This is a genomic window from Psychrobacter sp. 16-MNA-CIBAN-0192, from assembly GCF_040309565.1.
Lineage (GTDB): Bacteria > Pseudomonadota > Gammaproteobacteria > Pseudomonadales > Moraxellaceae > Psychrobacter.
In genome coordinates this window covers 316,929-329,176 of the sequence record NZ_JBEOOX010000002.1, presented here as the reverse complement: position 1 = coordinate 329,176, position 12,248 = coordinate 316,929, and the positions used below count along the sequence as shown (strand labels likewise).

Genomic DNA, 12,248 nt, shown 5'->3' with positions numbered 1-12,248 from the left:
ACTTAAGCCGTTAAGTGATAAGTTTGTTATCTTATCGCCTAGCTTCCTTTGCTGTGGGGCGTATTATATAGAGTTTGATAGGGGTGTCAATACTTCATTTCATTATTTCTAATTTAATTAACAATTTGATAGTTTTGTAAGGTTTACTCAGAAACATTGACACCTAAAATAAAGACAAACCTACAATTAAAACGATTATAGAAGCTATGACTGCTTATTACTTCCATCCTTGATAATGACTGTTATTCTTTCTTATTGTTTTCCTTTTTTAATGGTTGAAAATTGCTATGGGCATAAACCTTTTGTCCATTTGCCTGCTTTATTACCTCGCGCACATTGATACTGCACGCCGTACTGAACCCAGTTCCAACTTAGATTAGATGGCTTTCCCTCTAACTTAAAACTAACGCGATAACGTTCAGCGCTTACACTATCATCCATTAACCCTGAACGCGTAACAACCACTACTACGGTTCTTGGCTGAGATTTGGATGGAAATACAAAGCTTTGCGCCAAATCGTAATCCGCATCAATCTCATTAGTAAAACTATTAATGAGTGCTAATTTACCAAGACCACAGGTAAGTAGTCCTTTTTCAACTGGGCATGGGGCTGATGAATAGGTTGCGGCACGACCATTAACGCTGATAAATTTAAAATTGGATGGATTTGCCGCTTCACTGCGAGTGATTGGCGTTGGTGGTTTATGATTACTAGCATAAGCAGGTATAGAGATAAGCGAGGTAACAAGACAGATGCTGGTTACAATGCCTTTTGATATAGGAGATAGTAAAATATGAGATGACGACTTGTTAGAGCGGTTTAATCGAAACATAATAACCTCGGCTATCAGCATCCAATCAAAGGATAGAGAAACAAAGCGAGTTTATTTTAGATATTTCGTCTAAAAGAATATAGACCAATGGCATCCATAAATAAGGTAGCTTATAAGTAATATAATAGGATTAAGCAAGATTAGCTACTACATTACTTATAAGCCCGTTATTAGTTGTAAGCCCGTTGATTACCGATAGTTTATTAATAATAAATCTATATGTGTGATGCTTACATTTTCGCTTTTAAAGTGGTGAAAATACCTGATAATGCGTAAATGATACCAATAGCCAGGATGCCGACCGGTATGTCGTAAAGCACCACACTCATCACAAGTACACCAACGATAAGCACGACAAAGGGCACTTTCTTTTTATCAAATTCTTTAAAGCTATAATATTTCACATTGCTAACCATGAGCAAACCACAAATCACCACCCATGCAGCAAATAAGGTCGTAATCAATGCGTCAGATTGTCCAACCCATTGATTATGGTCTATTGCCACCATGACGGCAGCCGTTACTAAAATAGCAGCCAGCGGACTTGCTAAGCCAACAAAATATTTTTTATCAACGATACCGACTTGAACGTTAAAGCGTGCCAGGCGAAAAGCACCACAAGCGGTAAAAACAAACGCGCAACCAAGTCCGATACGACCGAGTGGCTCCAAGGCAAAGCTATAAATAAGAATGGCTGGCGCTACGCCAAATGCCAACATATCCGCCAGTGAATCATATTGCTCGCCAAATGGGCTTTGGGCATTAAGCATACGTGCTACCCGACCATCGGCACCGTCCAAAATGGCGGATAAGAAAATCGCAAGTGACGCCTTATAAAATTCGCCATGCGTACTGGCTAAGATAGAATAAAAACCGGATAGTAAGGATAATGTGGTAATGAGATTAGGCGCTAAATAAACCCCTCGGCTCACTACCCGCTTGCCTTCTGCAACTTCTGCTTCAATCACCTCAAACGTTAAACCATCATAGCTGGTATTATCCGCAAGACGCACATCAAAATCATGCTCGTCAATAAAGGGCGGCTGAGTTGTCGCACTATCGCGTAATAATCCATCATGTGATAATCCGTCACGTAACAGTCCATCCTGCAATAAATCAGCTTGTGGCTTATTGCTAGCAGACTTATTAATATCTGGCTTACTGGTGAGAGATTGTTCAGTCGTCATCATAAAATCCTTATTCGCCGACCAACCAACGTACATTGGTTGCGCTATCAGGGGTTAAGTTTGGCGCATTAGCCACTTTCAATGCCGGCTGTAAGAAACGCAATATCTCACGGGCATGATTGTCAAACTGCCAAGGTGGATTGATAACCAACAGCCCAGTACCGTTCAAACCCACCGCAATATCATTCGGATAAATATTCAGCTCACAAACCAGCTGACGGCGCATTTCTGTACGCTTTAGCTTTTTATGAAACAGCTCTACCGCTTCAATATTTTTGATGGGGTACCATAGAGCATAAGTACCTTGTGGCCATTTATTGTAAGAATGTACCAATAAATCAATTAGACGGCTAAAATCTTTATGCTCTTGCTCATACGGTGGGTCAATTAACACCAGACCACGTTTTTCTTTTGGTGGAATGACGGCTGCAATGCCCTCAAACGAGTTGCGATGATGAATACCAATAGGCAACTTATGCAATTGATAATTTAGCGCATCATATTCACTAGCTTTAGCTTCGAATGCTTCACCGCGTACGCCGCCACTAGGATTCTTTTCAATATGATGGGCAATCCACCACGGCGAACCCGGATATACTTTTTTATCATAAGTAAAGCGTGCTTGGGTGATGCCTTCAACATAATCTTTAACCGCAGTAGGCGCTTTTTCCATATCCGCTTTTAATAAAGCTTGAATGCCGCCTTTGGCTTCGCCCGTTTTACGTGCCTCTTCACTGGCAAGTGAATACAAGCCTCGACCGCCATAAGCATCAAGCACATAATACGGTTTGTTTTTTTGGCTCATTTGATTGAGCAGTTGTACCAATAAAATGTGTTTAACCACATCAGCAAAGTTACCGGCGTGATAAGCATGTTTATAATTCATAAGTTCAAAAGTTTAAATAAGAAAAATTGCATCTATGGTAGCATAGGATGGGTGAAAGATAACGCTGGTTTTAGTAAATAGACGTTGATTCGTTAAGTATAGACAACATATATGCCTGCTATCGACAGCATATGGACAAGGGTAACCTTCAATAATGACAGCAATCACGATCGTTACTAGTAATTTGAATCCCACAACTTTACCTATTGCGCATCCCATAGGTGCAGACAATCCGCCGCCGCTATCGCCTAATAGTGAGGCAAATAATAATAAGAATGCTAACGATATGCCGACGCAACATGCTCTACAGCTGGTAGATTTTGCGGTGAATTGGGAACAAAGGCTTGATAATACTCAGCTTGATAAACTCGTCCATGAGGGTTGGATTATTATTGATGAGGTGTTTGAAAGTAAGGCATTATTGGCGTTACAAGCGGAAAGCGGTTTTATTGACTATCGCGACGCGCAGTTGACGGACGGTATTCAGGTCAGTGACATTCGCGGTGATAAGATTCGCTGGATTACTAAAGATTTTTTTGCAGGATTTTATTATTTAAATAGTATCAATCAGCTGGCAGCAGTGCTTAATCGCGCTTTGTTCGCAGGTATCCGCCATAGCGAGGCGCATTATGCCTGCTATCCTGTTGGCTTTGGCTATCAGTGGCATAGTGACAATCCAGTTGGGCGTGATGAACGGGTTATCTCGGCAGTTTTTTATCTGAATGATGATTGGTCAGCAGACGACGGTGGGGCTTTAGAGTTAGTTGATAATCAAGGTCGCTCGCATAAGATCATGCCAGCTGCCAATCGCTTAATTATATTTAACAGCAACCTAATGCATCAAGTGCAAATTGCCCATCGTCAACGTTACTCTATCGCGACATGGATGCGTCGAGATGGGTTGGTGCCTTTTGTGGGTGATAATATTTAGGCGATGTAACGCGCATACAGAATCGTAAACAAACGACATCTATTTTATTATTCTATCTATAACTTCATAGTAAAAAAGGCTTCTCATGTCTGACTCTCATAATAAGACCCTAACCAATCTCGAATCAACGCATCAACAAGCGACTTTAGATTTGAGTATTGCCTTAATAGAACGCCCTTCGGTAACACCTGATGATACCGGTTGCCAAGATATATTATCAGAGCGCTTGCAGCAAGCAGGCTTTGATTGCGAATTTATGACTTTTGGTGATAGAGATAAGACTGGCGAACATGCTGAAGTCAAAAACTTATGGGCGCGGCGCGGTACGACCAATCCAGTGATTTGCTTTGCCGGTCATACTGATGTGGTGCCAACGGGCGACGAAAAGAATTGGACGTATCCCCCATTTACTCCAACTATCGCGGATGGCTATCTATGGGGGCGCGGTGCGGCAGATATGAAAACAGGAATTGCCGCATTTACGGTGGCGGCAGAGCGCTTTGTGGCGAATCATCCAGAACATAATGGCTCGATTGCTTTTTTAATCACTTCAGATGAAGAAGGACCGTCAATTAATGGCACGGTAAAAGTGGTTGAAGCGTTAGAAGCACGCCAAGAAAAAATCACTTATTGTCTGGTTGGTGAGCCGTCAAGTACCGATACGCTGGGCGATATTATCAAAAACGGTCGTCGCGGCTCGTTGGGCGCGGTATTAACCGTCACTGGGAAACAAGGTCATGTTGCTTATCCGCATTTGGCATGTAATCCCATTCATGCCACCATGCAAGCATTAGCAGAGCTAACGACTGCTACTTGGGATAACGGCAATGACTACTTCCCAGCAACCTCGTTGCAAATCTCCAATATTAATAGTGGTACGGGCGCAACCAATGTGATTCCTGAAACATTAGAAGTTATCTTTAACTTCCGTTTTTCTACCGAAACCACCGAAGATGAGCTAAAAGCAAAAACTCATGCGATATTTGATAAGCATTTTCAAAACAGTCATGAAAACACTAAAGCCGCATATAATATTGATTGGAAGTTATCAGGTCAGCCGTTCTTAACACCCGAAGGTAAATTGGTATCGGCATGCCAGCAAGCGATTAAGGCGGTTACTGGTACTGAGACCACATTATCAACATCTGGTGGTACATCAGATGGACGCTTTATCGCGCCAACGGGAGCACAAGTGGTTGAGCTTGGCGTACGTAATGCAACGATTCATCAGGTTGATGAGAAGATTGAAGTGGATGACTTGGGCAAATTAGCACAGATTTATGAAGGGATTTTAGAGAATCTATTGTTGGATTAACAGCATAGCTAAATTAATACTATAGGGATCAGAAATTGTGAAAATTGATAAATTTTATCAGTTCTTTATATTTGCCAGCTTATGTTTAGGTATCAGTAGCTGCACCAATGTTAGAGAAATAAATTCTGATGTCGCAGACTCTAAAGTAGTAATAAAATCATACGACGGTAGTCTTGCTAGCGGTAAAGAAGAGCCAAGTGCTGTTACCTCAGTTTTTAAGTCAAAAGCCCATATAAATTGGTCTAAACTTAAGGATAGCGAAAAGGTAGATGAAATAAAACGAATTGTTAAAAATTACGGTGGCGAATTGCAGGGGCTTGCTTATTCAGATGCAGGAATTATAGAGGCATTTGATATTTATGTTTTGAACGCTAATTTATCAACAATTAAGCGCTTACATCTAATAGAAACTTTGTCAGAGTTAATAGGCACTCCTATAGTAGTGAATATTCAAGAAAGTAGATTAACTAATGAGATGGGAAGAATAGAAATCCTACGGCCATCAGTAGCTGACCAAAATCAAAGGCCGCGTTTTTCTATTGATAATGACGAACAAGTTAGTGAAGTAGCGCGAATTGTAGAAAGGCATGGCGCTAAATTGCAATCTCTCGGTTACTCAGGCGATTCAGAACTTAGCCTTTCAATTAGCTATTATCCAAATAAATTCACTATGTCTGAGTTTGAAAACTTAGAGGCGGATTTAGAAGTTTTGACTGGTCTGAAAGTAACAGTGTTTAAAAAGAGCGTCATCATTAAGCCGCTTTAATCTACCTTCACACATAATCGTTCAATTGGTGGGTTATGCTGCGCTAACCCACCCTACAGCCACTGACAAGATTGCGTCACAGACTGGCGACTCTACTCAATACCAATATACAATTCAACTTGACCATATTCCAAATTGCCCTCAACATAACGTTCAAAATCAACATTATAAGTTCGGGTATGCTCACAGCTTGGGTCATTAAAATATTCCCATGCTTTCTCCCACGCATTCATCACCGTATTCGGCATGTTACCGTATTCAGCAAACACCATATAGTTTCCTGCAGGGATGCTGACCGTTACTAAATTACTCGCATTTTTATTCTTAATGGTTTTGACCGTACTTGCCGTGTCGTCATTGCCTGACTGTTCTTGCTCATCTTGCTGGCTGTCTACTTTCCAACTGGCGACCACATCAAAAGCGCCGACATCATCACTCTCATAGTTATGATAAACGCCATAGACATCCTCACCCTTTTCAAGTTGGCTCACATGATTTTGATAAAATGTTTGCCACAGCTTGCCTATTTTTGCCGTTTCATGGCTAATTTCAGCAATATTAGTGGTGCGAATGCTAATACCTGTACATGTTTGGTCTTCAGTTAGCGCTTGAATGGGTGCCGTCATAAGGTGGTCTGTCCTATATTTATTTGAGGTAATGTTCATTATTTAACGAGAATACAAATATTGTGTTAATCCGCCTCGTCAATCCAATTCATCTGAATGGCTTCTAAAATGCCTTCATTAGAGCGCTGTGGATCATCATCAAAGCCTTCAAGCTCCGTCACCCAGCGATGCAAATCGGTAAAGCGAATAAATTGTGGGTCAGTTTCTGGAAACTTTTCATACAGCTCAATCGCGATGTCTAAACTGTCCGTCCATTTTAATTTTTGCGGGGTCATAATGATACCTTTATAATAAATATTAAAAACAAGATTGTTAAGCGTAAGATGGCTTATCCTAGCAAACTTTGACAAAGGATTATAGTTAAGCGCACATTTCACGTTACTTTATCATGAGGATGGCGTCGATTTCACTGCGGTTTGATGCGTATTCCAAGTAGTAATGACATCGGTGAGCTGCTCGCCCACCATATTAAAAATACTTGGCGGGCAAGCACCTTGCTTATTAATCAATAATACCTTGGTCATACCCACTGCCATCAGCTGGTTTTTTACAAAAAACCGATGCGTAAAGTAAACATACTTGTTATCCCACCCTACTACTTGACTGCTCACCGACATTTTATCTAAAAATTTAACCTCTTTTAAATAAATCATCTCTTGCATGGCAATAATCCAGCGCAAGGATTTACGGTTAGCTTGATGACAACATGCCAGCAGCCAGTGAGTAATATTTAGCTCAATAAAAGACAAATAGCGATAATTGGGCAAGTGGGTGCGAAATCCCATATCATGCGGTAAGATACGGTAATGACGGAGCGTCGGTGCGGTCACAAACTCTAGACTCATCTGTCCGTTTAATTGCTGCTCGTGATGCTGTTTTTGTTGCTGCTTAAGTAAGCTTATCATAATAAAAAAACGCACTAGCATGTTCATAACGTCCTCTCTTATCGATTATTGTTATAGGAAGAATAGCTATTGCGATGAGTATAGCCTGCTTTTAATCAAGCCATGTTTACCATCATTGACCTTGACGTACAAAAGCTGCCGTAATTTTATTTATTCACTTTCTAGTACTGAACAGTACATTTAAAGGTTCTATATTTTTACTTAGATTTTATAAACTGCCATTTATAAGGAATTTCGATGTATTTTTTATTGTCGCCTGCCAAAGCTTTAAACGAAACTGATACTGTACCGATTGATTGGGACAGTCATTACAGTCAGCCTGCGCTTATAGATGGCTCGATTGAACTTATGCAGCACCTTAAAAGTAAAGACCCAATAGATTTACAAGAGCTGATGAGCCTCTCAAACGCCCTTGCAACCCTAAATTCTGAGCGTAATCAGGAGTGGCAAGTACCATTTACAACAGATAATGCGAAACCTGCCGGCTATTTATTTGACGGCGATGTCTATACTGGTCTTGCCAGCTACGACATGGATAAAACTACCATGCAGTATTTAAATAATCGTTTAGGGATATTATCCGGTCTTTATGGATTACTCAAACCATTAGATTTGATTCAGCCCTACCGCTTAGAGATGGGCACTAAGCTTAAAAATGTGCGCGGTGATAATTTATATGAGTTTTGGGATACGCATATCACTGAGCTATTGAATGAGCGTATCAAAGAAAGTCAGCCAGATAATGACGATAAAGTTTTAATTAACTTAGCTTCTAATGAATACTTTAAAGCAGTAAAAAAACCGAAAGTGGCGGCACAAATTATCACCCCACGCTTTGAAGATGAAAAAAATGGACAGTATAAAGTGATTAGCTTTTATGCCAAAAAAGCACGTGGACTGATGGTGAAATATGCGGCTGATAATAAGCTAACTAATGCTGAACAGCTTAAACAATTTGATGTGGCGGGGTATTACTACGTAAAAGAAGCTTCTGATAATAGAACATGGGTATTTAGACGGAATGCGGTAGATTCTTAATACCTACGAATAAAAATAAAAAAAAGGTACGTCACTTCCCAAGCTACGTACCCTGCTCTTACCGTTCCATTAGCAACCACAAGACTACAAGCGCTAATATAAGAGCAATAGGATCAAGATATACAAAAGTAGTATATAAAATAACCAAAGCACTTACACGAACAGTTAGAGCCGCTGAACCCGTCACAATCGGTTGTGCCATAAGACACTCCTATAACGTTGCTCCACGTCTCATAATGAGTCGGGGTGAAGCAGCTCAGACTTTGCTGTCTATTCTAGTTTAACTTAAAACCAGTCATATGGTGACAGCAACCCGACTGGACGGTTGACAGTCAGTAGAAATATCTACTGACTGTACATTCTTATAAAAACTAATATGACTTTATTATTTTTCTATACCTAAGCATAGATTACATCATGCCGCCCATTCCACCCATGCCGCCCATTCCACCGCCAGCACCCATGCCAGCCATACCATCATCACCTTGCGGTAAATCAGTAATCATGACTTCTGTCGTAAGCATTAAGCCTGCAACAGATGCGGCGTTTTCTAGTGCTGAACGAGCGACTTTAGCTGGATCAAGGATACCCATCTCTAGCATATCGCCGTATTCGCCAGAAGCTGCGTTGTAACCGTAGTTACCGCTACCGCTCTTCACTTCGTTTACTACCACTGAGGCTTCTTCGCCAGAGTTGGTCACGATTTGACGTAATGGTGCTTCCATCGCGCGACGTAAGATATTGATACCCGCGTTTTGGTCGTCATTATCACCACGTAGCTCAGACAATGCATTCATGGCACGAACTAACGCAACACCGCCACCAGGGACAACGCCTTCTTCAACCGCTGCACGAGTAGCATGTAGCGCATCATCAACGCGATCTTTCTTCTCTTTCATTTCAGTTTCAGTCGCAGCGCCAACTTTGATAACGGCAACGCCGCCAGCAAGTTTAGCCATACGCTCTTGAAGCTTTTCTTTATCGTAGTCAGACGTTGATTCTTCAACTTGACGTTTGATAGATTCCACGCGGTTTTCGATATCAGCAGAGTTACCAGCGCCATCAACGATGACGGTGTTTTCTTTACCGACCGTGACTTTCTTAGCGGTACCCAATTGCTCAAGGGTCGCAGTCTCAAGGCTTAAACCAATCTCTTCAGAGATAACCGTACCGCCAGTTAGCGTTGCGATATCTTCTAGCATTGCTTTACGACGATCGCCAAAACCTGGTGCTTTTACGGCACAAGTTTTTAAGCCGCCACGCATGTTGTTTACAACTAAAGTTGCTAACGCTTCGTTTTCTACGTCTTCAGCAATGATTAGCAATGGTTTGCTCTGCTGCATGACTTGCTCAAGTAATGGCACGATTTCACGGATATTGCTGATTTTTTTATCAACAAGCAAGATATAAGGGTTTTCAAACTCAGCGGTCAAGCTGTCTTGCTTATTTGCGAAGTACGGGCTGATATAACCACGGTCAAACTGCATACCTTCCACGACTTCCAGGGTATCTTCAAAGCTTGAACCTTCTTCCACAGTAATTACGCCTTGCTTACCGACTTTTTCCATCGCTTCAGCAATCAGTTCACCAATTTTGGTGTCTGAGTTAGCAGAGATAGAACCAACTTGAGCGATCGCTTTTGAATCGTCAGCTGGTGTAGATAACAAATGGATTTGCTCAACGGCAGCACGAACGGCTTTATCAATACCGCGTTTCAGATCCATTGGATTCATGCCAGCAGCAACAGATTTCATACCTTCTTGCAAGATTGACTGAGCCAATACGGTAGCTGTAGTCGTACCATCACCAGCGACATCATTAGTGCGGCTAGCAACTTCACGGACCAATTGAGCGCCCATATTTTCAAATTTATTTTCAAGCTCGATCTCTTTGGCAACTGAAACACCATCTTTAGTGATGGTAGGCGCGCCAAATGATTTATCGATAACCACGTTACGACCTTTAGGACCTAGGGTTACACGTACGGCGTTTGCTAGGATATTTACGCCATCCATCATTTGTTTACGGGCATCAATGCCGAATTTTACGTCTTTTGCCATGATAAATTACTCCACTATTATAAGTATGAGAATACAATTGAATGATTTGATAATACGATTAAGAATGTTATTTATTAAAATGAATAAATTAACCTTCTAATACACCCAGTACATCAGATTCTTTCATAATCAATAGTTCTTCGCCATCAACTTTAACCGTTTGACCAGCATATTGACCGAACAATACTTTGTCGCCGACTTTTACATCTAGCGCGCGAGTTTCGCCGTTGTCACGAATCTGACCGTTACCCGTTGCTAATACTTCACCTTGTGATGGTTTTTCTTGAGCAGAGCCAGGAAGCAAGATACCACCAGCCGTTTTTGTTTCTTCTTCTATGCGGCGGACGACAATACGGTCATGTAAAGGACGAATGTTCATCGATATCACTCCAAAAGTTGGTTAGATGAATAAAGGATTTATTTGAGTTAATGGTCTCAAGACTCGTTTTTTACCAATAGTCGGCTTTAATAAACTAATTAACTTTATATAAGTAGCCATTAATCAGCAACAAGTCTTAAGCTTGTTTCAAAAAGTGGGGGCATAACGATTTGGCTTCAAGTGTAAAGCCCAAAAATTTACAAGAAGATTGCTTAAAAATTACTTAAAATCGGTGACGGTACTAATAAAGGTTCGCAATACAGTCACACACTGTCACTTATAAAGACAATTGTAGCGGTTTTAGCAACATTGACTACAAGAGGCACACTGCTCTGTTGATAAAATGCTTGAAAGGCTGAGCAAGGATGACCATTATATATCCTGACGCAGCGATTGACGGACTATCAGTTTGTTTAACAAAAGATGCTTAAATATCAGTATATAAAAGATATCGCTAACCAAATAACTTAAATTATTGCCAAGTAACTAGGCTTAAATAACTATGTTTTAAATAGTTAGGCACATTACGGCATCAAGGATTTGCAATGACTGTATTACATTCTATAAAAAGTAAATTTATGAAAAGCGATGCTGCTAAAACTCAGCATCAGGAACACAAAGCATTGTCCATACTGACTACGGGTGCCAGTATCGCAGCGCTGGGTGCGTTGAGTATGACTGCCCCAACCCTTGCCAGCGCAAAAGCGGTTCAACCATCAAGTGCTGACTATAGCTTTACTATTGAAGATAAATATAAAGGCAGTGCCAATCGCTCTTTGACCAAATCAGGCAATAACTGGAAATACGATGTCAAAGCACGCGTTGCTGGGGTAGCAACGGCTTCGCAAACTAGTGCCTTTACCCTCAATGGCGATAACGTCAACCCTACTCAAGCCAGTACGACTTATAAGCTGTTGGGTGTGGGTCGTACTCATAATTTGAACTTTAATGCGGGTAAAAAGCAGGTTGCAAGCACTTATAAAGGTAAAACCCTTAAGCTTAATATGGCGCAACAAGCTTTTGATGACTTAAGCCTAGAGGTGCAAATTCGCCAAGATTTATTAAATGGCAAATTTACTGGTAACTATTACATGGCAAAACACGATAAAATCGAAAAAACGCTATTTAGAAAATCGGCTAATACGAAGATTACCGTCCCTGCTGGCACCTTTGATACTGTGCGGGTCGACCGTGTACATGATGATGATAGCCGCTCAACCAGCTTTTGGCTCGCGCCAAGTTTAGATTATCTACCCGTTAAGGTCAGTCAAATTAATGATGGCAAAAAGATGGATTTAGAATTGACCAAGCTCAATTAAAG

At 41.0% G+C, this 12,248-nt stretch carries 14 protein-coding genes; 5 read left to right on the top strand and 9 right to left on the bottom strand.

Annotation, left to right across the window (positions count from 1 at the left end; translation table 11 throughout):
• Positions 1 to 285: 285 nt before the first annotated feature.
• The 3 genes from AAEY78_RS03400 to AAEY78_RS03390 all read right to left on the bottom strand — a co-directional run bounded on the left by AAEY78_RS03400 (position 286) and on the right by AAEY78_RS03390 (position 2,907).
• Complete coding sequence (locus AAEY78_RS03400) at positions 286 to 834, bottom strand: hypothetical protein (protein ID WP_352337301.1); 549 nt, start codon at positions 832 to 834, stop codon at positions 286 to 288.
• Positions 835 to 1,064: 230 nt separating this feature from the next.
• Entirely contained in the window at positions 1,065 to 2,021 is a 957-nt protein-coding gene (gene pssA, locus AAEY78_RS03395; RefSeq protein ID WP_352337299.1) for a CDP-diacylglycerol--serine O-phosphatidyltransferase, read from the bottom strand.
• A gap of 10 nt (positions 2,022 to 2,031) precedes the next feature.
• Positions 2,032 to 2,907: a 23S rRNA (adenine(2030)-N(6))-methyltransferase RlmJ gene (locus AAEY78_RS03390; RefSeq protein WP_352337297.1), complete on the bottom strand. Its 876-nt coding sequence runs from the start codon at positions 2,905 to 2,907 to the stop codon at positions 2,032 to 2,034.
• A gap of 163 nt (positions 2,908 to 3,070) precedes the next feature.
• Here AAEY78_RS03390 and AAEY78_RS03385 point away from each other — a divergent pair, with 163 nt between their 5' ends.
• From AAEY78_RS03385 to AAEY78_RS03375, 3 genes are all read left to right on the top strand, one after another.
• Complete coding sequence (locus AAEY78_RS03385; protein ID WP_352337335.1) at positions 3,071 to 3,838, top strand: 2OG-Fe(II) oxygenase; 768 nt, start codon at positions 3,071 to 3,073, stop codon at positions 3,836 to 3,838.
• 85 nt (positions 3,839 to 3,923) lie between these two features.
• Entirely contained in the window at positions 3,924 to 5,153 is a 1,230-nt protein-coding gene (gene dapE, locus AAEY78_RS03380; protein ID WP_352337296.1) for a succinyl-diaminopimelate desuccinylase, read from the top strand.
• Between the two features lie 37 nt (positions 5,154 to 5,190).
• A complete protein-coding gene (locus tag AAEY78_RS03375; RefSeq protein WP_352337293.1) occupies positions 5,191 to 5,919 on the top strand; it encodes a hypothetical protein in 729 nt (242 codons plus the stop codon).
• A 92-nt stretch (positions 5,920 to 6,011) separates the two neighbouring features.
• Here the strand turns inward: AAEY78_RS03375 and AAEY78_RS03370 are convergent, their stop codons facing one another.
• The 3 genes from AAEY78_RS03370 to AAEY78_RS03360 all read right to left on the bottom strand — a co-directional run bounded on the left by AAEY78_RS03370 (position 6,012) and on the right by AAEY78_RS03360 (position 7,477).
• Positions 6,012 to 6,545 (bottom strand): GyrI-like domain-containing protein, encoded by a 534-nt coding sequence (locus AAEY78_RS03370; RefSeq protein ID WP_352337291.1) that lies wholly within the window; start codon positions 6,543 to 6,545, stop codon positions 6,012 to 6,014.
• A 65-nt stretch (positions 6,546 to 6,610) separates the two neighbouring features.
• Positions 6,611 to 6,820: a Fe-S cluster assembly protein IscX gene (gene iscX / locus AAEY78_RS03365; protein WP_182407095.1), complete on the bottom strand. Its 210-nt coding sequence runs from the start codon at positions 6,818 to 6,820 to the stop codon at positions 6,611 to 6,613.
• 111 nt (positions 6,821 to 6,931) lie between these two features.
• Positions 6,932 to 7,477: an acyl-CoA thioesterase gene (locus tag AAEY78_RS03360; protein ID WP_352337289.1), complete on the bottom strand. Its 546-nt coding sequence runs from the start codon at positions 7,475 to 7,477 to the stop codon at positions 6,932 to 6,934.
• 210 nt (positions 7,478 to 7,687) lie between these two features.
• Between AAEY78_RS03360 and yaaA the strand changes: the two genes are divergently transcribed.
• Positions 7,688 to 8,488 (top strand): peroxide stress protein YaaA, encoded by an 801-nt coding sequence (gene yaaA, locus AAEY78_RS03355; protein ID WP_352337287.1) that lies wholly within the window; start codon positions 7,688 to 7,690, stop codon positions 8,486 to 8,488.
• A gap of 58 nt (positions 8,489 to 8,546) precedes the next feature.
• Here yaaA and AAEY78_RS03350 read toward each other — a convergent pair whose 3' ends face one another.
• The 3 genes from AAEY78_RS03350 to AAEY78_RS03340 all read right to left on the bottom strand — a co-directional run bounded on the left by AAEY78_RS03350 (position 8,547) and on the right by AAEY78_RS03340 (position 10,927).
• A complete protein-coding gene (locus tag AAEY78_RS03350; RefSeq protein ID WP_352337285.1) occupies positions 8,547 to 8,690 on the bottom strand; it encodes a hypothetical protein in 144 nt (47 codons plus the stop codon).
• Between the two features lie 208 nt (positions 8,691 to 8,898).
• On the bottom strand, positions 8,899 to 10,548 hold the full coding sequence (groL, locus tag AAEY78_RS03345) for a chaperonin GroEL (RefSeq protein WP_502943628.1): 1,650 nt from the start codon (positions 10,546 to 10,548) through the stop codon (positions 8,899 to 8,901).
• A gap of 88 nt (positions 10,549 to 10,636) precedes the next feature.
• Complete coding sequence (locus AAEY78_RS03340) at positions 10,637 to 10,927, bottom strand: co-chaperone GroES (protein WP_068406801.1); 291 nt, start codon at positions 10,925 to 10,927, stop codon at positions 10,637 to 10,639.
• Between the two features lie 578 nt (positions 10,928 to 11,505).
• Between AAEY78_RS03340 and AAEY78_RS03335 the strand changes: the two genes are divergently transcribed.
• On the top strand, positions 11,506 to 12,246 hold the full coding sequence (locus AAEY78_RS03335; protein ID WP_352337332.1) for a DUF3108 domain-containing protein: 741 nt from the start codon (positions 11,506 to 11,508) through the stop codon (positions 12,244 to 12,246).
• Positions 12,247 to 12,248: the final 2 nt, after the last annotated feature.

Coding starts and splice junctions, on each gene's coding strand:
- AAEY78_RS03390 (WP_352337297.1), bottom strand. CDS start 2,907: ATGAATTATAAACATGCTTATCACGCCGGTAACTTTGCTGATGTGGTT.
- yaaA (WP_352337287.1), top strand. CDS start 7,688: ATGTATTTTTTATTGTCGCCTGCCAAAGCTTTAAACGAAACTGATACT.
- AAEY78_RS03350 (WP_352337285.1), bottom strand. CDS start 8,690: ATGGCACAACCGATTGTGACGGGTTCAGCGGCTCTAACTGTTCGTGTA.
- groL (WP_502943628.1), bottom strand. CDS start 10,548: ATGGCAAAAGACGTAAAATTCGGCATTGATGCCCGTAAACAAATGATG.
- AAEY78_RS03370 (WP_352337291.1), bottom strand. CDS start 6,545: ATGACGGCACCCATTCAAGCGCTAACTGAAGACCAAACATGTACAGGT.
- AAEY78_RS03360 (WP_352337289.1), bottom strand. CDS start 7,477: ATGAACATGCTAGTGCGTTTTTTTATTATGATAAGCTTACTTAAGCAG.
- dapE (WP_352337296.1), top strand. CDS start 3,924: ATGTCTGACTCTCATAATAAGACCCTAACCAATCTCGAATCAACGCAT.
- iscX (WP_182407095.1), bottom strand. CDS start 6,820: ATGACCCCGCAAAAATTAAAATGGACGGACAGTTTAGACATCGCGATT.
- AAEY78_RS03340 (WP_068406801.1), bottom strand. CDS start 10,927: ATGAACATTCGTCCTTTACATGACCGTATTGTCGTCCGCCGCATAGAA.
- AAEY78_RS03400 (WP_352337301.1), bottom strand. CDS start 834: ATGTTTCGATTAAACCGCTCTAACAAGTCGTCATCTCATATTTTACTA.
- AAEY78_RS03335 (WP_352337332.1), top strand. CDS start 11,506: ATGAAAAGCGATGCTGCTAAAACTCAGCATCAGGAACACAAAGCATTG.
- pssA (WP_352337299.1), bottom strand. CDS start 2,021: ATGACGACTGAACAATCTCTCACCAGTAAGCCAGATATTAATAAGTCT.